The 19,117-nt window shown below is 52.5% G+C and carries 20 protein-coding genes; 8 read left to right on the forward strand and 12 right to left on the reverse strand.

The genetic code is table 11. The annotated features are described in order from the left end of the window. Window positions 1-101 precede the first annotated feature (101 nt). Genes G3M78_14480 through tpx form a run of 3 tightly spaced genes read left to right on the forward strand, consistent with a single transcriptional unit; the run spans window position 102 to window position 4,426 of the window. Entirely contained in the window at window positions 102-1,445 is a 1,344-nt protein-coding gene (locus tag G3M78_14480; protein ID QPJ66541.1) for a hypothetical protein, read from the forward strand. Further along, entirely contained in the window at window positions 1,442-3,823 is a 2,382-nt protein-coding gene (locus G3M78_14485) for an endonuclease MutS2 (GenBank protein QPJ66542.1), read from the forward strand. Before G3M78_14480 ends, G3M78_14485 begins: the two co-directional genes overlap by 4 nt. A gap of 24 nt (window positions 3,824-3,847) precedes the next feature. Next, complete coding sequence (tpx, locus tag G3M78_14490) at window positions 3,848-4,426, forward strand: thiol peroxidase (GenBank protein QPJ66543.1); 579 nt, start codon at window positions 3,848-3,850, stop codon at window positions 4,424-4,426. Window positions 4,427-4,446: 20 nt separating this feature from the next. Here tpx and G3M78_14495 read toward each other — a convergent pair whose 3' ends face one another. Further along, a complete protein-coding gene (locus G3M78_14495; GenBank protein ID QPJ66544.1) occupies window positions 4,447-7,374 on the reverse strand; it encodes a peptidase M16 in 2,928 nt (975 codons plus the stop codon). Between the two features lie 53 nt (window positions 7,375-7,427). Then, entirely contained in the window at window positions 7,428-8,198 is a 771-nt protein-coding gene (gene xth, locus G3M78_14500) for an exodeoxyribonuclease III (protein ID QPJ66870.1), read from the reverse strand. A 149-nt stretch (window positions 8,199-8,347) separates the two neighbouring features. Between xth and G3M78_14505 the strand changes: the two genes are divergently transcribed. Together G3M78_14505 and G3M78_14510 are read left to right on the forward strand one after the other, a co-directional pair. Next, complete coding sequence (locus tag G3M78_14505) at window positions 8,348-9,331, forward strand: ABC transporter ATP-binding protein (protein QPJ66545.1); 984 nt, start codon at window positions 8,348-8,350, stop codon at window positions 9,329-9,331. Beyond that, entirely contained in the window at window positions 9,328-10,284 is a 957-nt protein-coding gene (locus G3M78_14510) for an ATP-binding cassette domain-containing protein (protein ID QPJ66546.1), read from the forward strand. The genes G3M78_14505 and G3M78_14510 overlap by 4 nt, the downstream gene beginning before the upstream one ends. 12 nt (window positions 10,285-10,296) lie before the next feature. Here G3M78_14510 and G3M78_14515 read toward each other — a convergent pair whose 3' ends face one another. From G3M78_14515 to G3M78_14560, 10 genes are all read right to left on the reverse strand, one after another. After that, a complete protein-coding gene (locus tag G3M78_14515; GenBank protein QPJ66547.1) occupies window positions 10,297-10,692 on the reverse strand; it encodes a nuclear transport factor 2 family protein in 396 nt (131 codons plus the stop codon). Between the two features lie 15 nt (window positions 10,693-10,707). Then, window positions 10,708-11,334, reverse strand: a complete 627-nt coding sequence (locus G3M78_14520) for a TlpA family protein disulfide reductase (protein ID QPJ66548.1) — start codon at window positions 11,332-11,334, stop codon at window positions 10,708-10,710. Further along, window positions 11,291-12,010 carry a cytochrome c biogenesis protein CcsA gene (ccsA, locus tag G3M78_14525; GenBank protein QPJ66549.1) on the reverse strand — a complete coding sequence of 240 codons (720 nt, stop codon included), beginning with the start codon at window positions 12,008-12,010 and terminating at the stop codon, window positions 11,291-11,293. The genes G3M78_14520 and ccsA overlap by 44 nt, the downstream gene beginning before the upstream one ends. Next, window positions 12,007-12,153 carry a CcmD family protein gene (locus tag G3M78_14530; GenBank protein ID QPJ66550.1) on the reverse strand — a complete coding sequence of 49 codons (147 nt, stop codon included), beginning with the start codon at window positions 12,151-12,153 and terminating at the stop codon, window positions 12,007-12,009. The genes ccsA and G3M78_14530 overlap by 4 nt, the downstream gene beginning before the upstream one ends. A gap of 5 nt (window positions 12,154-12,158) precedes the next feature. Then, window positions 12,159-12,839, reverse strand: a complete 681-nt coding sequence (locus tag G3M78_14535) for an ABC transporter permease (protein QPJ66551.1) — start codon at window positions 12,837-12,839, stop codon at window positions 12,159-12,161. Window positions 12,840-12,878: 39 nt separating this feature from the next. Beyond that, window positions 12,879-13,613 carry an ABC transporter ATP-binding protein gene (locus G3M78_14540; protein QPJ66552.1) on the reverse strand — a complete coding sequence of 245 codons (735 nt, stop codon included), beginning with the start codon at window positions 13,611-13,613 and terminating at the stop codon, window positions 12,879-12,881. 33 nt (window positions 13,614-13,646) lie between these two features. Next, window positions 13,647-13,961 (reverse strand): hypothetical protein, encoded by a 315-nt coding sequence (locus G3M78_14545; GenBank protein ID QPJ66553.1) that lies wholly within the window; start codon window positions 13,959-13,961, stop codon window positions 13,647-13,649. 3 nt (window positions 13,962-13,964) lie between these two features. Further along, entirely contained in the window at window positions 13,965-14,444 is a 480-nt protein-coding gene (locus G3M78_14550; GenBank protein ID QPJ66554.1) for a hypothetical protein, read from the reverse strand. A 5-nt stretch (window positions 14,445-14,449) separates the two neighbouring features. Next, window positions 14,450-16,462 carry a heme lyase CcmF/NrfE family subunit gene (locus tag G3M78_14555; GenBank protein QPJ66555.1) on the reverse strand — a complete coding sequence of 671 codons (2,013 nt, stop codon included), beginning with the start codon at window positions 16,460-16,462 and terminating at the stop codon, window positions 14,450-14,452. Between the two features lie 99 nt (window positions 16,463-16,561). Further along, window positions 16,562-17,050: a cytochrome c maturation protein CcmE gene (locus G3M78_14560; GenBank protein ID QPJ66556.1), complete on the reverse strand. Its 489-nt coding sequence runs from the start codon at window positions 17,048-17,050 to the stop codon at window positions 16,562-16,564. 363 nt (window positions 17,051-17,413) lie between these two features. Here G3M78_14560 and G3M78_14565 point away from each other — a divergent pair, with 363 nt between their 5' ends. From G3M78_14565 to G3M78_14575, 3 genes are read left to right on the forward strand one after another with little or no spacing between them, the layout of a single operon-like run. Next, window positions 17,414-17,812 carry a division/cell wall cluster transcriptional repressor MraZ gene (locus G3M78_14565; GenBank protein ID QPJ66557.1) on the forward strand — a complete coding sequence of 133 codons (399 nt, stop codon included), beginning with the start codon at window positions 17,414-17,416 and terminating at the stop codon, window positions 17,810-17,812. A 56-nt stretch (window positions 17,813-17,868) separates the two neighbouring features. Beyond that, window positions 17,869-18,807: a 16S rRNA (cytosine(1402)-N(4))-methyltransferase RsmH gene (rsmH, locus tag G3M78_14570; protein QPJ66558.1), complete on the forward strand. Its 939-nt coding sequence runs from the start codon at window positions 17,869-17,871 to the stop codon at window positions 18,805-18,807. Beyond that, the gene (locus G3M78_14575) at window positions 18,800-19,117 is read left to right on the forward strand and encodes a cell division protein FtsL (GenBank protein QPJ66559.1); all 318 of its coding nucleotides are present in this window, start codon (window positions 18,800-18,802) and stop codon (window positions 19,115-19,117) included. The genes rsmH and G3M78_14575 overlap by 8 nt, the downstream gene beginning before the upstream one ends.

Here is a 19,117-nt window from a genome sequence, read left to right on the forward strand (position 1 = left end):
CGAAGTTTACAGAACCTGAAATCTCTTGTCCAGCGAGTAAATCGCCTAGACGCAAGGCGGTCTGGCTTTACTTCGCCTGCGTTTTATTTTAAGGTTGAACTATGAAAACACTAATATTCTTTTTACTCGCCCTGACCCTGAACGCCTGCTCCGGCCTTCCTCTAAACGATAGTTCATCCAGCGAAGCGTCGCTGGATTCCTTACGCGCAGACATCGCGCAGTTCCTGGAAACTTCCGACGCTAAAGTGGAAGAAACCCTCATCAATAAACTACGCGCTGAAAAAACGTCTCACGCCGACGTGAAGCGGATATTGAAAGAACCCTTCGCCATACGCGAAGGCGTTCCCGGTTTACACAGCCAAAAAACGCTGAAGGCGAACGAGAAGGAATACACTTACGCCTTGTTTGCTCCCGAACCGGCGACGGAAGAACAGACCTTTCCCATGATCGTGGTTTTGCACGGCATGGGCGGAAGCGGCCCCAACACTTTACCCGCCTGGGTCGAGAGACTGAACAAGCAATACATCATCGTCAGCCCCTCTTATCCCATGGGCGCCTGGTGGTCGAAAAACGCCGAAGAGATGGTGATGAAACTCATTCGCGAAACCGCCGCCGAGTATCCCGTCGATTTCAACCGAATCTTCATCGCCGGACTTTCCAACGGGGCAATTGGCGCCTACATGATGGGCATGTTTTATCCCGACCTGTTTGCGGGCGTCGTTCCCATCGCCGGGAGCATCACGCCGCGCTACATGCATTTTCTGGTCAATCTCAACCACACTCCCGTCTATATGATTCAGGGAAAATACGATCCGATGTTTCCGATCGCTCTCAGCCGCCGGGTCTACCAGATTTTAAGCGACATGAAATACCCCGCCGTCTATCGAGAGCATGAGGAAAAGGGTAGCGCGCACGGCGGGCATTTTATGCCCGAGTCGGAAGTCGCGCCGCTGGTCGCCTGGATGAGCCAGCAGAAACGCTCGCCCAACCCCAACACTATACGCATGACGCGGGAAGCCAACCATATGGCCCCCATCCACTGGGCGCAACTCAGTCGGGGCAACCAACTTGCCGCCCTGCAAATCCCCGGCCCGGAGCAGGAGAAGGTCAACCTTCGCGACGGAAAAATCGGCACTTTGTTCGCGCTTTTCAAAGGCGACAACCTCATTGAAGTCATGGGAAAGAACGTCGTCGAATGCGAACTGTATCTGAGCGAGGACATGATCGATTTCGACAAACCCGTGATCGTCACGCGCCAGACCATCGAAGACAGCAACAATCAGTTGATTCCCGGCCCCAAGCTCCCCGGTTATCATCAACGGGCGCGAAAGGATATCGGCGTTCTCCTCCGCCACTTCAAGGAGCGACGCGATCCCGAACTATTGTACGACGCTAAAATAAATGTCAGTTGGGAAGAAAGCGTCGGATTTGCTCAACGGCAATGACATCGACTCCTTACGAATCGGCCGCCTATTGGCTTGAAAAATCCAGACGCCTGCTGGGCTGGAACCTGATCCGCGACGCGCTGGCCGCTTACGCGCATTCGGAATCCACCCGCGAACTCTGCGCCACGCTGGAGCCTGCGGAGAGCCGCGAAGACGCTCAAACCCTGTCCCTCGAAACCGAGGAAATGCATGCCCTGCTGGAATCCGCCGAGGGCTTTCCCATCGCTCCCTTCGAGAACATGGAGCGTCTGCTGGAAGAAATCACCGACCAGGCCTTCATCGAACCGGAACAATGCCTGAACGTTAAAAAATTCCTCACCACAGTCGGCTCCGTCAAACGCCGGGTGGACAAACGCGAGCGAGCGCCTTTCCTCAAAGTGTACGCCGAACGACTCGATTCTCTGGGCGCCGTTTTTTCAGAACTGAACCGATGCATTGGCGACGATGGAGAGATCCGCGACGACGCATCGCCGGAATTGAAACAGGCCATTCGCGACGCCCAGCAAGCGCGCCAGAAACTGGAAGACTCCATTCGCAAAATGATGGCGAGCGCGACTCTCAAAGACGCCTTGCAGGACGATTATTTCACCGAACGGGAAGGCCGTCTCGTGTTCCCGGTGCGCACCGATCGCAGAACCAAAGTGCAGGGAATCGTTCACGACAGTTCCGCCAGCGGTCAGACGGTTTACATGGAACCTTCGACGCTGGTTCCTTTGAACAATCAAATGAAGATTGCGCGCCTCACCATCGAACGCGAAAAGGCGCGAATTCTCCAGGCCCTGGCATCTCTGATCCTGCAACAACATGGAACGATGATGGCAAATCTCGACGCGCTGATTCATCTCGATCAAATCCATTCACGCGCGCGACTGGGACGCGTCATGAACGCGACGCCCTGCAAACTCAACGATAACGGCCCCATGCATTTGCTTCAGGCGCGCAATCCAGAATTGCTTCTAAACCGAAGCCCCGTAGTCGCCAACGATATCTGCTGGGACGACACGGTCGGCACGCTCATCATCTCCGGCCCCAACACCGGAGGCAAAACGGTGACGCTGAAAACTGTCGGCCTGTTTTCTCTCATGGCGCGCGCGGGCTTGAGACTGCCCGTCGCCGAAAACTCGGAGATGCCGTTTTTCTCCCAGGTCTTCGCCGACATCGGAGACGACCAGAACATTCAGGAAAATCTCTCCACCTTTTCAGGACATCTCAAAAAAATCATTTATATTCTCGAACAGGCGTCGCCTGAAGCGCTCGTCCTGCTCGACGAATTGGGAATCGCCACCGACCCGCTGGAAGGCGCGGCGCTGGCAGAGTCCATCCTTCTCGAATTAAAGGACAAGGGCGCGACGACGCTGGTCTCCACGCATTACCTCGAACTGAAAATGATGGCGCAAACCCAAGCCGGGTTCCTCAACGCCTGCGCCGAGTTCAACCCGGAAACCCTCGCGCCGACCTACCGCCTGTTATTTGGAACTCCGGGGCAGAGCGCCGCTCTCGATACGGCAACGCGACTGGGACTGCCGGAGGCCATCATCCGCAAGGCGAGACTGATTTACGAACGCGGCGACAATCGCGCCGACGCGCTCTTGCAAACCCTGACCCAGCAACGCCTCGAACTGGAAAAGAAAGAAGCTCTGCTGAGAGAAGAGTTGGAAAAAGCGCAACGACTGGCGGAAGAGCAACGGCAAAGCGCCGAGCGTTTGAAAGAACAGGAAAGCGAATTCAAGAAAAATAAAGCCAAGCGTTTGCAAGCGCTGATACGAGAGGCCAAATCGCAAATCCGTCAATGGATGCTGGAAGCTAAAGGCAATCGCACGGCTCCGAACCTGAAAAAGATCGAGAAAAAAATTCACGAACTGGGCCGCGTTCCGGCGGCGCCTGCCGAAGCGCCCGCTGGCTGGGATCGTCCGGCGAACACCTTGAAGCAAGGGGACTCGGTATTGATCAAGAGCTACGGTAAAACCGGAGTCCTGCTGGACTCGCCGCAGGAGAAGAAAAAAGTGCGCGTCCAGATCGGCAACATGGTGTCCGTGGTGGAGTCCGCTCACCTGCTCGGCTCCAACACTCATCGCGCCGCACAGGTTTCGCAAGCGGAGTCGAGCGTCAAGGTTCATGCGGAAACCTTCGGTCAGGCAACCACGACCTGCGATTTGCGCGGTATGGAATCCGACGAGGCGCTATCGACTCTGGAAACCTTCATCAGCCGCGCCATCGTTAAAAAGACGGGACGTCTCACCATCATTCACGGGCACGGTCGGGGAACGATCAAAAATCTGGTTCGGGATTATTTAAGCGAAACGGGGATCTGTAAAAATTTTGTTCCCGGAGGTCGCTGGGAAGGCGGCGATGGCGTGACCATCGTCGAAACGGAGTAAGCAATCACTCACAGGGAGAAACTCATGATCGCATTAACGCGTATTTTCGGCTCGATTTTTCTACTCGCTTTATTGACCGCCCAAACGGTTCAGGCGGAAACGCCGCAGGTCTCTCTGCGCGGCAAGGCGCTGACCCTGCAGGGACAAACCATTCAGGTCGGGCAACCTTTACCGGACATCGCCTTGCCGGACACGGGACTGACCATGCGCCCACTGCGCGCATTCAACGGCAAAGTCACCATCCTCAGCGTGGTGCCGTCGATAGACACCCCGACCTGCGAGGAACAAACGCATATCCTCAGCGAAAAAAATGACGGCTTGGATGCTTCTGCGAATTTAATCACCGTCAGCCGGGACCTTCCTTTCGCGCAAAAACGATTCGCCAAGGAAGCCAAAATCCACAACCTGACTTTTCTCTCCGATTACCGGGACGCCGCGTTTGGAAAAAACATGGGTTTGCTCATTGAAGAAAACCGACTGCTGGCGCGCGCCGTCATGGTTCTGGACAAGGACGGCATCGTTCGTTATCTGGAAGTCGTCTCGGAACTGAGCCAACTGCCAGCAATGGCGAAAGCCTTTGAAACGGCGCGCGGCCTGCTCTAGCAATCAGAAGCGGAACGCGATTATTTGATCAGCTTTTCCACACGGTCGAATAATCCGTCCGCCTGTTTGATTTTTTCTTCACCGCCCAGCACGCAGATCATTCCCTGTTCCTTGACCTTCTGGAACAGACCGGCGTAATTGCGAAGGTCCGCCAGCGTGGTCGACAACAACTGATCGCGGTGTTTTTGTTTCAATGCGTGGGTTTTCCCGGACAAATGCTCGATCATCGCGATGGAGCCTTTGCGATCCGCGCTGAGCGGCGGGTCGAGCCGCCCCACGCAACCGATGATGATCTTGGTCAACTCATCGTCGCTCATCTCCAGGTTTTCCAGGTAAGAAGCGACGCCGTCATAGGCGTTGAGCGTCTCCTTTAAATTGGGATCGCGATAAGAAACGAAATTGAAATCGCCCGTCAGATAATCAAACGAACTCATGCTCCCGTATGCGCCGCCCTGCACGCGCACGCGCTCCCATAGATAACTGGAGCCCAACAAGGATTTCAACACCGACCATTGCCCGCTGAATTCAAAACCCAGGTCGTACAGGTTGGCGCCTTTGCCGACGTACTGAACCGAACTGGCGGTGAGAAAACCTTCATTGACCGGGGTTTTTGGGAATTCGAGTTTCACCGGCTCAGCCGCGACTTCCGGCAGAACGTCCTGCAAGCCTGAAATACCCGCCTCAAATTTTGCATAGTCTTCCGCTTCAGAAGTCACGTTGACCAGCATATTGTCTTTCGCAAACAAAGACTGCGCTAGCTCGAGAAACTCCGCCGCAACCGCTTGCGGATCTTTCTCAACGCGCTCCAGAAGCTCTTCGAGGAAACGGTAATAAGCAATGCCGTCGGTCAATTCATTGTAGAGCCCCAGTTTCGATTGATACGATTGCAGGCGCGACAGAACATACTGATTGCCGTGCGGAACCAGAGAATCTTCCATGTCCGATTTACTACTGCGAATCATATCGATCAGGCGTTTGGAATTCGAAAAATTATATTCTCCCAGAAGTTCTTTCAAAATCCCAAACAGGTCGTCGAGTTTCTCCATCAAGGCGCGTCCGCTAAAAAACAGATACGACACGATTTCGTTACGATCCCCTACCGGCGAGCAGGTGAAATGCCAACTGCGAACGCCACCCGTATGGATGCCTATATGTTTGGACATCGCCGCGTAATCGCGCTTGTTCGTTCCCATGCCCAGAATCATACGACCCAGAAGGGAAATATAAGGAATTTTTTCGAGCGGCACGCATTCCGTGTTGAAGCCGATCTGGATATAGGCGATCTTGTTGGTGAACAGGTCGTGAAACATGATCTGTGGGGACGATTCTTTTTTGATCTCGATAGGAAACTGTTCGCTTTCGCGCCCAATATCGTCGAGACTCAGCAGAGGAAGCGTCGCCAGCGCTTCAGGAGAATCAGGTTTGACCTGCAACTCCTGCAAGGTCTTTGTATCGTTCACCAACTGCTCCAACTCATCCGGCTTCAGTTTGGATTTCACATTCTGCAACTGCGCTTTGACCCTCGCATCCATCGCGTCGGCCATACCCGCGCGCGGCGTCATCACAATGCGGCTCTGATTGTTATTCGTGAGGAAATGCTCTCGAATCAAATTTTCAAAATAACCGTTCGTTGACTCCTGTTTGATCTTGGTCATCAACTCGTCGTAACGCAAGGGCATGAAGGGGTCCGCTTCATAAAGCCAGGAAGTCATGGACTGAATATTGTAGACGATACCCTTGGAGAAACCGCCGAAGTTCGCTTCGCGCAGTTTGAAGTCGATCGAATTGACGGCGGAAAGCACCATGTCCTCTTCAATGCCGTTATTGACCAGATCCTTCAGCACGTCTTTAACCAGAGTGATGATTTTCTCTTCGTGTTCTTTTTCCGTTCCCTTCAAACCCACCGCAAAAATCGTTTCCAGACGGTTGTCGTCAAAGCCGCCGCCGATCACTTCGCTTCCCAGACCGGAGTCGATCAGGGCCTTTCGCAAGGGCGATGCGGAAGTCCCCATCAATAGATAGCTGAGAATATTGAAAGCGAGGCAATGCTCGTGGTCCGTCGCCAGACCGAGCTTGTAGCCAAGGATCACAAAGGTTTTATTCTTGACGCTTTCATCGTTCGTGATCGGGTATTCCAGTTCACTGCGACGCGGCTCGGCAAAAGGCGCCTGTGGGCTGAGCGCCGAATTGACGGGAGCCTTGGAAAAACCTTTCAGATAATTTTCCTGCAGATACTCCAGATACTCCAAGGTGTCGCCATCGCCGTAGAGGAAAAAACGACCGTTGGACGGATGATAATATTTCTGGTGAAACTCCTTGAATTCTTCGTAAGTCAGATCAGGAATCGCCGCCGGGTCGCCGCCGGATTCATACCCGTATGCCGTGTCCGGGAACAGGGAATGCGCCAGATGGCGGTCGAGCAGGCTTTCAGGGCTGGAGAACACGCCCTTCATTTCGTTGAAGACCACGCCCTTGTATTCCAGCTCCTCCTGCACGGTCTCCAATTCATAATGCCAGCCTTCCTGCTTGAAGGTGTTTTCGGTCAACACTGGATACAAAACCGCGTCCAGATAAACGCCCATCAAATTGAAAAAATCTTTTTTGTTTCGGCTGGCGACGGGATACATCGTTTTATCCGGGAAGGTCATCGCGTTGAGGAAGGTTTGCAGACTGCCCTTCATCAACTCCATAAACGGTTCCTTGACCGGGTATTTTTTCGAACCGCACAGCACGCTGTGCTCCAGAATATGCGCCACGCCGCGGTCGTTGGCGGGAGGGGTTCGAAAGGTGACGCTGAAGACTTTATTGTCGTCGTCGTTTTCCAGAGAAATCACCTGCGCTCCGGTCGCCTCGTGAACGAACAACAGCGCGTTCGAATGCAATTCCGTAATGAAATCCTTTTTTTCCAGCTTGAAACCCGAATAGGTTTGATTCAATTCAAAGTCCATAAATTTCCTTTATTGGTTTATCAGGCGCCAAAGCGCCGATGGCTATTGTTGTTTCAGCTAGCGTCGAGTTGCAATCCAATGGGGCAATGATCCGATCCCATGACCGACGCTTCTATGAACGAATCTCTGACCTGATCCGTTAAATCTTCGGTAACGAAAAAATAATCGATCCGCCAACCCACGTTCTTGGCGCGGACATTGGCTCGGTAACTCCACCAGGTGTAATGGTCCGGCTCATCGGGATGCAGATTGCGAAAGGTGTCCACGTAGCCTTTTGCAATGAACTTGTCCATCCAGGCCCGCTCTTCAGGCAAAAACCCCGAGTTCTTCGCGTTGGCTTTTGGATTGCGCAGGTCGATCGCGCAATGCGCCGTGTTCACGTCTCCGGTAATCACCAGCTTTTTACCCTCGCGACGCAGTTGCTCGCAATGCTCCAGAAAAGCGTCGTAAAATTCCATTTTATATTGCAGTCGTTCCGGGCCGCTCGTGCCGTTCGGAAAATACACGCCGAACAGATCGAACTCCTCAAATTCCAGACGAATGACACGACCCTCCACGTCAAAGCGTTCGATCCCGATGCCCAGATGAATCCCCTTGGGCTGGATTTTTGAGAATATTGCAACTCCACTATACCCTTTTCTCTGGGCCGGATTCCACACCATATGGTATCCCTTGATATCGTCGATACTGCGACCCAACTGGTCCGGGGTCGCCTTGATTTCCTGCAGGCAAACGACATCGGGCGAGGCTGTTTCCAGCCAATCCAGAAATCCTTTTTTCATGACTGCGCGGATTCCGTTTACGTTCCAACTGTATATTTTCATCATTCAAGCCAGGAGTGATAGGATAAAACTGCAAACGCAAAGGATATAGGAATTCATCCACAGGATCAAGCGACGACGGCAGGGAGAACAAGACCGGGCGCAGAGAAATCTTGTATAATGCAAAGGTCAACAAACCGATTCACTTTCCAATGAACGTTCCAGAACTGATCGTAAAAAATTTAAAAATTGAGTTCAGCGGACGCCAGAAAACCGTTTCAGCCGTCAACGGCATCAGTTTTCATGTGAATGCAGGAGAAACCGTCGCCCTCGTCGGCGAATCCGGATGCGGGAAAACCGTCACCGCCCTGTCGATTCTGCGGTTGATCCCCAGTCCTCCTGGGAAAATTTCAGAGGGAGAAATTATTTTTCGCTCCCGGACTTTACTGAGTCTGCCTGCCAAGGAGATGCGAGCCTTGCGCGGCTCGGAGATCAGCATGGTCTTCCAGGACCCGCTCACGTCATTGAATCCCGTTCTCAGCATTGGCGAACAACTCATCGAAACCCTGCTACAACACAACGAAATCAGCCGCGGTGACGCCCGGATCAAAGCCGAAGAACTGCTCCGACGCGTCGAAATTCCCTCGCCTGCAAGCAAGCTGACGCAGTACCCGCATCAACTGTCCGGCGGCATGCGACAACGGGTTATGATCGCGATGGCCCTGTCCTGCGAACCGCGTCTGCTCATCGCCGACGAGCCGACCACCGCTCTCGACGTTCTGATTCAAGCGCAAATATTGAAACTACTCGTACAATTGAAAGAAGAAACGGGCATGTCCATGCTTCTCATCACCCACGATCTTGGCGTGGTCAAATCGCTGGCGCAACGGGTGATTATCATGTACGCCGGGGATATCGTGGAGATCGCTCCTGTCGCAGAACTGCTCGCTCATCCGCATCACCCCTACACGCGGGGCCTGATCGATTCCATCCCGCGACCGCAAAACGACCCGCAAGCGTCCAAACGCCTCAAGGCCATTAGCGGCAACGTGCCCGCGCCCGATGCGCGCCCTTCCGGTTGCGCCTTCCACCCCCGTTGCCCCATCGCTGTGGACCGTTGTCGCTCGGAGGTTCCGCCGCTGGCGGATATTGGGCCAGAGCGAAGCGTTCGTTGCTGGGAGGCGCCGTTCTCATGACCGAGCCTTTGCTGGAAGTGCGTCGCTTATGCAAAACATTTTACAAACGCAATAACAGTTCTCCAGACTTGCCGGTACGCGCCGTCCACGAAGTTTCCTTTCATCTCAACGCAGGCGAATCGCTGGGGCTGGTTGGCGAAAGCGGTTGCGGCAAATCCACGGTCGCGCGCTCCGTACTGCGTCTGACCGAACCCGATTCGGGCGACGTGTTGTTTCAAGGAGCGTCTTTACTTTCTCTGACGCCGGAGGCCCTGCGCGGATTCCGCAAGGAAATGCAGATCATCTTTCAGGACCCCTTTGCATCGCTCAACCCCAAATACAAAATTCGCGACATTTTGACGGAACCTTTCGCCATTCATGGAATCAAAGATCCCGAAATTCGACGCAAGCGCATTCTCGAACTGCTCGAGCAAGTCGGCCTGAACGAGCAACAGCTCGACCGTTACCCGCATGAATTCAGCGGCGGCCAATTGCAACGCATCGGCATCGCCCGAGCCATTGCGCTGGAGCCGCGCCTGATCGTCGCCGACGAACCGGTGTCAGCGCTCGACGTTTCAATCCAGGCGCAAATCATCAATTTATTAATGGATCTGAAAGATTCGGGAATTGCATTCTTATTCATTTCCCACGACATGGGAGTCGTCGAGAGATTTTGCGACCGGGTGGCCGTCATGTATCTTGGCAGGATCGTTGAGACGGCCCGCGCCGGGGCCTTGTACGCCGAGCCGCGTCACCCCTACAGCGAGGCCCTGATGGCCGCCGTACCCAGACTGGACGACACAAGAGCGATTCAGACAGAGATTCTCGGGGACTTGCCCGACCCCGCGCACATCCCGTCAGGGTGCGCCTTTCATACCCGATGCCCGATCAAGGAAGCGCAATGCGAGCGCTCCGTTCCCGAACTGAAGGAAGTCGCCCCGGGGCATTGGGTCGCCTGTCATCTAAGGAGTTGATGCGAACGGACTTCAGCCTGTCTGAGGCATTGACGAGGCATGGTGCAGGACCATGTACCAGCGACCTTTGATGCGCCGGAACAGATTGGTGGAAAAAACGCGCGAGGCGTGAACGCCGGACAGGGACATGGAAAACAGGTTTTCCTGACATCGCACCCATGCCATATCCTCCGACACGATGGACTCCATATCCGAGAGTTCGATTTCCAAGCCTTCTCCCGCCTTGAAAATCCCCTCCCAACTCATGATGATATCGTCAAAACCGACCAGGGGATCCCAGCCCGGGTGAATGCATACCGCCGAACTTTCCAAGGCCCACACCTGTTTCATCAACGTAATGTCCGCCTTGTTGAACGCCTGATAAAATGCCTGATTGGCATCCAGCGCGGATTGTTTTACATCATCCATACTCTTCCCCTGAAATCAATGTTCATGATCGTGCTCAGCTTCGCGAAGCCCCAGAAGGTACTCCACAGCTTCAAAGGTTTCCTCGGATTCCCAATTCTTGGCGCCATCCACACGCGAGACAATGCGCCCGGTGCGATCGATCACATAAGTGAAGGGAATCGTGAACGAAGGGTAAAGGCGCTCCGCCGTCCCTTCGGTATCCATGAGCACATCATAAGTCAAATGTCGCTCTTCCACAAATTGCGGAACTTTCTCCAACGCCATCTTGTCCAGACTCACCGCCAGCACCACCAAACCTTCGGAACGGTAGCGCTTGTACAAGGTTTCGAACGCCGGCATCTCCACGCGGCAGGGCGCGCACCAGGTCGCCCAGAAATTGAGGACGACCACTTGCCCCCGGTAATCCGCCAGATTCACGCGGTTGTTTTTCAAATTCCGCAGAGTAAAATCCGGCGCCATGAAGCCAACCTCCGACCGTTCCTGAATGTGGCTAGGCAGATTGGCGACATCCTCCGCGTCGAAGGGTTCTTCATTGAAATGCTCCATAAAAACCAGGAGCGTCCCGACAAAAAGAATACCAAACAGAGCCAGGTATTTCTTAACGGGAATAGAGTTTTTCTCGCTTGAGTCTATCGACTTCATCTTTCATTTTTTCCATTCCCACGCGCTGACTCATCAGGAGAAAATAAAGCAGGGTGAACGCGCCAAGGGATACACCCAAAGTGGCCAGCATGGAGGGGTCCATGCCCTGGCCCAGACCGTCGGCGCTGATGACTTTCGGTTTCGGATGAAAGGTGCGCCACCACAAAACAGAAAAATGGATCAGGGGAATATCCAGAAATCCCACGATGCCGACAACGGCGGCGTATCGCGCCCGCGTCGAATCCGATTCAGTCTGACTGCGTAACATCAGATAAGCGACATAGATCAACCACAATATCAGCGTAGAGGTCAGACGCGCATCCCAGACCCACCAGACGCCCCAGATAGGACGCGCCCAAAGCGGCCCGGTGATCAACACAAAGGTGCAGAACACCACGCCGATTTCTGCGGAACAGTGCGCGTAGATATCCCATTCGCGCTCTTTTTTCCAAAGAAAAAGAATACTGGAAACAAACACGATGAAAAATGCAAAAAAAGCGATCCAGGCGCTGGGAATATGAAAATACATGATCCGCTGAACCACGCCCTCGGTCTGCTCCGTCGGAACATAAATATAAATCGCGCCACTGGCGGCAAGAAAAGCCAGACAGGTCAACCAGAACAAACCGCCAACGCCGCTGGAGTCTTTGTCAGTTGCTTCCGACCCTTCGCTCATGATCCATCCTTCCTGCTGTCTTCCTGTAAAAGAGCCAGGTCTTTACGGAGAGCGCTCTGGCGTTTGCTCAATGTCAGAACATAAAAAAATATTCCGCCCCAAACGCAAACATTAGCCGCAAATAAATATCCAAGCGAATTCATAACTTCTACTCCTCCAATACGTGATCAATCGTCATCACCGCCGCGCCAATGAAAATGATATCAAAACACAAGGTCAGCCCGACCCAGTTCATCATGTCCGCCAGCGGTTCGCCGCTCAACACCTTACTCGTCATGCGAACGGACCCGATAGCGATGGGAACCATGAGCGGGTACAACAGGATGGGCAACATGATATCGCGCGTTTTCAAATTGCTGGCGAGAGACGCCAACAGCGTTCCGATCGCGCAAAATCCCAATGACCCCAAGAATATCACTAAAATCAACGGGAAGAAATGCGGCGCCAGATCGATGTTAAAAAAAATCATGAAAATGGGAAGAATGAACGCTTCCATGATCGTCAAAAACGCCAGGTTGCTGATCATCTTTCCAAAATAAATAGCGGTGCGATCGGCGGGAGTCAGGAGCAGTCCCTGCATGCACCCATTTTCCTTTTCCATCATGAAAGACCGGTTCAAACCGATGGTTCCCGCAAAAAAGAAAGCCACCCATAAAACACCCGGCCCCACTTCGGAAGAATTCGTGATGCTCAGGTCTACGGTGAATATGAAAATAACGATCACCAGCACCGCGAACACGAACATGGAACTGAAAAGCTCGCGCGTTTTCAACTCCGTCGCAAAATCCTTCCACACAATGGCGGAAATCTGCCTGAAATACGTTTGCATCGTCGCCAATCCAGTCGGATAGTTAAAGCGCGCCGCGTCTCATCCGCCGATCAGAGACAGATAGCGTTCCTCAAACTCCCGGGCATTGATATTCTCCACGGCCTCCATCAAAACAAAACGACCGTCCATTTGAACTGCTATGCGATCCCCCATTTCCAAACCGCAGGAAATGTCGTGAGTGGTCATCAGGATCGTACGACGCTCCGTATGCAATGAACGCAAATAGCTTTTGAGCGATTTCGACGCCAGCGGGTCGAGTCCGGTGAACGGCTCGTCCAGAAACAGAACGGGCGGATCGTGCAAGGTCGCGCGCGCGATCGTCAGCTTTTGCAACATCCCCCGCGAGAAGGTGCGCACGCGGTCATGACGCCGTTTACCCAGCCCCGCTTGATCGACAGCGCTTTCAGCGCGCTCCTGAGGCCGATCCAAACCATACATCTTAGCATAAAATAAAAGGTTCTCCAGCGGACTCAGATCCGGGTACAGGGAGGTCGCATGGGAAATAACGCCGATGGATTTTCTCATCCCCGGATTGGATGCGGAAACGTCGTAGCCCGCCACACGGGCGGCGCCTGATGTGGGGCGCGTCTTGCCTGAAAGGATATTGAGCAAGGTGGTTTTCCCCGCCCCGTTCGCGCCAAAAATGGTCAGGAATTCGCCGCATTTCAGCTCAAAACTCAAATCAGTTAAGGCGCGAATATAACCGAAACTTTTATATAGATGGGACGCTTCAATGGCCAGGTCGGATTGATTGTGTGGGGGGGTATCGGTCATTGAAGGAATTGGGGGAACAGAAGGCGCGAGATTTTATTTTTTGCGCTTTTTTCCTTCCTTTTCCAGTTGGTCAAGCCGTTCCAGAATTACCAGCGCCTCGCCTTCGAGTTTAACTTTCATATCTGCGTAATCGTTCTGGGAAACTTTGTCGGTTTTCCAATCAAACTCCAATTCCTTGATCGCCAGAAGGACTTCTTCCTTACGCACAAGAAGATGATTGAACTCCTCTCCAAGAGCATCCCTCGGGGCAAAGAGTCGATTGCGCGGCATCTTGCCAAACAAAGGCAGACCAATGACGATCAAAATAGAAACTACCAAAAGCAGTTCTGCGAAATGGACGAATTTCATCTATTATTCTAATTTATCCAATTCGTCCTGCAATCGACGGGAGTATTTGGCGGAATCCGCAGTCGGCTCAGCCGTTCCTGCGCCTTCGGGTTGATCGGACTTTTGTTTCTTTCCAGTCCACAATTGAATCACTTTCCTCACGCCAACGCCGCCAGCCACGAGGGCGACGAACGGTGTCAACCATGCGGTGATATTGAAGCCGCTTTTGGTCGGCGCGGAGAGGATCGTTTCCCCATATTTGTCGACTTCCTGCTGAATGATCTGTTCTACGGTGAGACCGGATTCCAGGCGTTTGGTATAGTCCGCGCGAATTTTATCCGATGTGTCGCAAGTGCAGTTGCCCAGCACCTTGCCGCATTTGTCGTCGCACTCGCACATCAGGGCGTTTTCAAGATCCGCCAGTAATGCGGAAGCCTGAACGCCTGACGACATTGCCAGCACCAGCGCAAGCGCTAAAGATAAAATCAAGCCTTTCATTTTCATGTCGGTCACTCCTGAGCCGGAGAAAAAACGGCTTCTTGAACTTTCATGCGCTCCAGACGACGGCGTAACTCCAAGCGATCCGGCCAGACGGAAACCATCGTGCCAAACGCGATCACCCAGCCGCCGAACCAGATCCAGCGAACCATCGGGTTCACGTAGACCTTGATTGTCGCCGATTCATCCTCAGCGAAATCCGCGAGGATCAGATAAACGTCCTCGCGCCAGGTCGAACGTACGTCGACTTCGGAAACGGGTTGGTTCTGTCCCTTGTAGAATTCTTTTTCTGGTTGCCCCGTCCACACGCGCTCGCCGTTCTTGTAGACGCCAATCTGAGCGATGGCGCGCGTTTTTGAAGCGTTCTCTTCGATAAATCCCAAACGCTCGTAAGTCAGCGTGAAACCTTTCAACTCGACGCTGTCGCCAATTTTAAAACGCTTTTCAACATTCTCGCTATAGGATTGCGATCCAGCGATTCCAGCGAAAATCAAAACGACGCCAATATGAACAATGTAACCGCCGTAACGCGACTTGCTTCTCCAAACCAGCGAACCCAAAGACTCCGTGACCGATTCATGATGTAAATCCATTCGAGCGCGCGTTCCCTTGAAAAACTCAATCAGGATGGTGGTCATAACAAATGCGCACAACACGAAAGTCAGATAAGAGTACATCTCGGAACGGTTGGTGAGCGGCAGAAACGGATACAAGATAGCGGCCGTCGCCAGACCCACCGTCAAGGGCTTCACAAAATTCTTTTTCAGATTGGACCAGCTCGCCCGTCTCCACGCGATGATCGGTCCGATGCCGATCAAGGCCAGCAGTACCATGCCGATGGGAACGTTGACCTGATTGTAAAAAGGCGGACCGACCGTGATCTTCACGCCGCGCACCGCTTCTGAAATGATCGGGAAAATGGTTCCCCAGAAGGTCGCAAAACCAATTCCAAGCAATACCAGATTATTGAATAGAAAACTGCTCTCACGCGACAGGAAGGAATCCAGCTCGTTATTACTGCGCAAGAGCGGAAGGCGCGTGAGAATCAAGGCCGTACAGATCACAATGATGACGCCGAGAAACCCGAGAAAATAAAAACCCAGAGTCGCCTCGTCGAAAGTGTGAACCGACTGGATCAAACCGCTACGGGTGATGAAGGTGCCGAAGATCGTCATGACAAAGGTGAGCAGAACCAGCGACATGTTCCAGACCTTCATCATGTCTTTTCTTTCCTGAATCATCACCGAATGCAGATACGCCGTCGCCACCAGCAAAGGCATGAAGGCCGCGTTCTCTACCGGATCCCAGGCCCAGTAACCGCCCCAACCCAGCTCCAGATAGGCCCATTGCGCGCCAAAAAGATTGCCCATGCACAGGAAGAACCAGGAGATCAAGGTCCATTTGCGCGTGAGGCGAATCCAGCTGTCATCCAGATTGCGGGTGATCAAGGCCGCCATCGCAAAAGCGAAGGGAACGGTGAAACCCACATAACCCAGATACAAGGTCGGGGGATGAATCACCATCCAGTAATTTTGCAGTAGAGGATTCAAGCCGCGCCCGTCTTCCGGCGCCACCGGGATGATCTCAAAGGGATTCGTCGAAAAATTGAGGAGCAAAAGAAAAAAGGTCGTGATGCTCATCAAAACCACCATGGCATAAGGCACCACCATGGCGTTGCGTTTTCTATTTTGGATGTGAACTACCAGCGAATAAGTCGTCAGAAGCAAGGTCCAGAAAAGTAGCGACCCTTTTTGACCGCCCCAGAAGGAGGAGATTTTATAGAAAGTATCCAGATCGCGACTGGAGTAAGCCCACACATATTGCAGACTGAAGTCGTCCGTCAACAAGGCTTTCCATAATGCCGCCGAAGAGATTGCGACGCAGGCCCATAAAATAAAAGGGATCTTCTCCGCGCTCAGATAAAGATCTATCCGGTTGCCGCGCGCCGCCATCACATAAGACACACAGCCGTAAAGCGACGTCGCCAGCGCGATCATTAACGCAAATTCGCCAATTTCATTCATTAGTTCAACCCTTTCGCATCAATGCGAAAAATCGCAGTCTTCGACTGCGAGTATGTTCCGTTACATAGACTGGGCTTACCAGATAGGAAAACCTGACTGCTAAACAGAGGTTTTAGGTTTGGAACCTGAACCTTCCGATTCCAATCCCTTCTTATTATCTAAAGGCAAACTGCCTGGGTGAGTTTTTCCGGCTTCCTTCTCCGCTTCGTATTTGGAAGGACAGCTTGTCATCAATACATTGGCGTGAAAGACCCCCTCTTTATCCAGAGTTCCCTCAACAACCACTTCGCCGCCGTCTTGAAACATATCGGGGGTGATCCCCTTATAGACCACCTGCAAATTCGATTCTTTCTCTTCGATTGCAAAGCGAACTTTCAAATAGTCGTCAGGGTCTCTATTGATCGAGCCATTAACAACGTTACCCTTGATCTTAAGCCCGGCGCCTTCATAGGAAACCGTCTGAGCCATCAATTCGTCTACGGTAAAGAAATACTGAGACGTCGTGCTGATGCCAGCGCTGATAAGGTAAGCGACCGCTCCCACAATCAACATACTGCCCACAATAAATTTTGTCTTTTTAGGATTCATTGGATTCGAAATTAACCAAAAAAGTGAATGAATTCAAAGTAAATACAGGATCAACTTAATACTATCATCCAGAATTTACCGTTGTCAAAGCAATTCCGACCTGTCGGAGCATCATAAATAAAAGGCCTCAAGCCCTTTTCCCTGCCAGTTTCACCCCTCTTTATAAGAATAGCATTTTGTCGTCAAACAGCGCTGATATTCCCACACTTTCAGCCAATTTTTCCCAATCAAAAGCTCTCCACTTAATTGGCTAACTAACAAATTTCATTGATTTTATATTGACAGGTGTCTTATTTATGCTAGTATCTGTCACAAAGTGTCATAAAGTGTACTTAAACTGTCACATAAAGGTTTCAACAGTTCATGAACGGGTTCCTGGGGACATACGAAATAAGCCTCGACGACAAGGGTCGCTTCAACGTTCCGGTCAAATTCCGAAATGTTTTGGAGAGGGAGAACAATCCCAACCTCGTCATGACGCATATGGACGGCTACCTGATCGTGTTCCCGCAGACCGAATGGACTCGCAACGAGGCCCGTCTAAAAGACCTGGATTCCTTTGAGCGCGAAGATCGCAACAAGAAAAGAAAAATATTTTCGAGAGCCGTCGAGATCGACATCAAATCAGGAAAGATTCTGGTGCCTTTGAAGCAACGCAACGTCGCCGGGCTGAACAAAGAAGTCGTGCTGGTGGGAATGTCTGAATCGTTTGAAATCTGGTCAAAAGACCTTTGGTTGGAAAATGAAGGCGAGGAGGATTGATCGCCAGGTAGCAACAGTCTGAAAGGAACACAGGGCGGTCAATTCCGAAAGGAACCATGGAGCAACATCACCGTCCGGTTTTATTAAAAGAATCGACGACATTTTTTAACTCCGTTGAGGAGGGTTGGATTGTGGATGCCACATTGGGGGATGGAGGCCACACGCAATACTTACTGGAACACTCCAGGCCGGGAGTGAAAGTTCTGGGCATTGATCGCGATCCCAGCGCTCTCGAACGCGCGCGCAAACGCTTGAGTCAATTCGGCGACCGCGTCGCCTTCGCGCATGGAAACTATAGCGAACTGGCTTCGCTCCTGCCTCAGGCGGGCATCCGCAAAATTCAAGGCCTGTTGATGGATCTGGGCGTTTCGTCTCCGCAGTTGGATGTGGCGGAACGCGGCTTCAGCTTTCGACACGACGGCCCCCTCGACATGAGAATGAATCCGCAAGACCCGCAAACGGCGGCGGACCTTCTGGTTTCGGCGAGCGACGCCGAACTGATGACTATTTTAAAAGACTATGGAGAAGAACGGAATTACAAACGAATTGTGCGGGAGATCCGCAAGGCGCAAAGCAAAAAGCCCATCGCAACAACCCTTCAATTAGCAGAAATCCTCTCTTCAGGGGCGTTCGCGTCCCGGCATGTCAAAATTCACCCCGCTACCCGCACCTTCCAGGCTTTGCGTATTGCAGTCAACAGCGAGCTGCGTCATTTGAAAATCGCATTGAGGGATTCGCTGGAATTCCTCAATGCGGCAGCCCGGGTTGCCGTGATCTCTTTTCACTCTCTTGAGGATCGCATTGTTAAGAATTTTTTTCGCGATCAGGAGGGCGCTTGCACCTGCCCTCCTAAATTACCGGTATGCGTGTGCGGAAACAAAGCGTCGCTTCGCGTGTTAACGCGTCGCCCCATTGTTCCCTCGCCTGAAGAGGCGAAAGAAAACCCCCGATCCTCCAGTTCCAAGCTGAGAGTCGCGGAAAAAGTGGATGTTTAAAAAACTGGGAAGCGTCGCGCGGCGACGTTTTCGTCTGTCCTCCAAGGAATTGAGGATCGCCCTCGCCTTCTCCGTTTTGTTTGGCGTCGGGGCGCTGGCATTCGTCTGGTCGAATGTAAAAATGATTCAACAATCTTACAACTACCAGGGGCAAATGATCGAACAAAAGCGTCTGCTGAACATCAACAAACGCCTCAAGCTGGAGCGGGAGAGCCTGCGCTCCCTGTCTCGCGTTCGAACCATTGCCGTCAACCAGCTCGGCTTTGTCGAGCCGGATCATTCGCAAACCGTCACCGTATTTTTGAAATAA

The organism is Candidatus Nitrohelix vancouverensis (assembly GCA_015698305.1).
In the GTDB taxonomy this organism is placed as follows: domain Bacteria; phylum Nitrospinota; class Nitrospinia; order Nitrospinales; family VA-1; genus Nitrohelix; species Nitrohelix vancouverensis.

Coding starts and splice junctions, on each gene's coding strand:
- G3M78_14480 (QPJ66541.1), top strand. CDS start 102: ATGAAAACACTAATATTCTTTTTACTCGCCCTGACCCTGAACGCCTGC.
- G3M78_14485 (QPJ66542.1), top strand. CDS start 1,442: ATGACATCGACTCCTTACGAATCGGCCGCCTATTGGCTTGAAAAATCC.
- tpx (QPJ66543.1), top strand. CDS start 3,848: ATGATCGCATTAACGCGTATTTTCGGCTCGATTTTTCTACTCGCTTTA.
- G3M78_14495 (QPJ66544.1), bottom strand. CDS start 7,374: ATGGACTTTGAATTGAATCAAACCTATTCGGGTTTCAAGCTGGAAAAA.
- xth (QPJ66870.1), bottom strand. CDS start 8,198: ATGAAAATATACAGTTGGAACGTAAACGGAATCCGCGCAGTCATGAAA.
- G3M78_14505 (QPJ66545.1), top strand. CDS start 8,348: ATGAACGTTCCAGAACTGATCGTAAAAAATTTAAAAATTGAGTTCAGC.
- G3M78_14510 (QPJ66546.1), top strand. CDS start 9,328: ATGACCGAGCCTTTGCTGGAAGTGCGTCGCTTATGCAAAACATTTTAC.
- G3M78_14515 (QPJ66547.1), bottom strand. CDS start 10,692: ATGGATGATGTAAAACAATCCGCGCTGGATGCCAATCAGGCATTTTAT.
- G3M78_14520 (QPJ66548.1), bottom strand. CDS start 11,334: ATGAAGTCGATAGACTCAAGCGAGAAAAACTCTATTCCCGTTAAGAAA.
- ccsA (QPJ66549.1), bottom strand. CDS start 12,010: ATGAGCGAAGGGTCGGAAGCAACTGACAAAGACTCCAGCGGCGTTGGC.
- G3M78_14530 (QPJ66550.1), bottom strand. CDS start 12,153: ATGAATTCGCTTGGATATTTATTTGCGGCTAATGTTTGCGTTTGGGGC.
- G3M78_14535 (QPJ66551.1), bottom strand. CDS start 12,839: ATGCAAACGTATTTCAGGCAGATTTCCGCCATTGTGTGGAAGGATTTT.
- G3M78_14540 (QPJ66552.1), bottom strand. CDS start 13,613: ATGACCGATACCCCCCCACACAATCAATCCGACCTGGCCATTGAAGCG.
- G3M78_14545 (QPJ66553.1), bottom strand. CDS start 13,961: ATGAAATTCGTCCATTTCGCAGAACTGCTTTTGGTAGTTTCTATTTTG.
- G3M78_14550 (QPJ66554.1), bottom strand. CDS start 14,444: ATGAAAATGAAAGGCTTGATTTTATCTTTAGCGCTTGCGCTGGTGCTG.
- G3M78_14555 (QPJ66555.1), bottom strand. CDS start 16,462: ATGAATGAAATTGGCGAATTTGCGTTAATGATCGCGCTGGCGACGTCG.
- G3M78_14560 (QPJ66556.1), bottom strand. CDS start 17,050: ATGAATCCTAAAAAGACAAAATTTATTGTGGGCAGTATGTTGATTGTG.
- G3M78_14565 (QPJ66557.1), top strand. CDS start 17,414: ATGAACGGGTTCCTGGGGACATACGAAATAAGCCTCGACGACAAGGGT.
- rsmH (QPJ66558.1), top strand. CDS start 17,869: ATGGAGCAACATCACCGTCCGGTTTTATTAAAAGAATCGACGACATTT.
- G3M78_14575 (QPJ66559.1), top strand. CDS start 18,800: ATGTTTAAAAAACTGGGAAGCGTCGCGCGGCGACGTTTTCGTCTGTCC.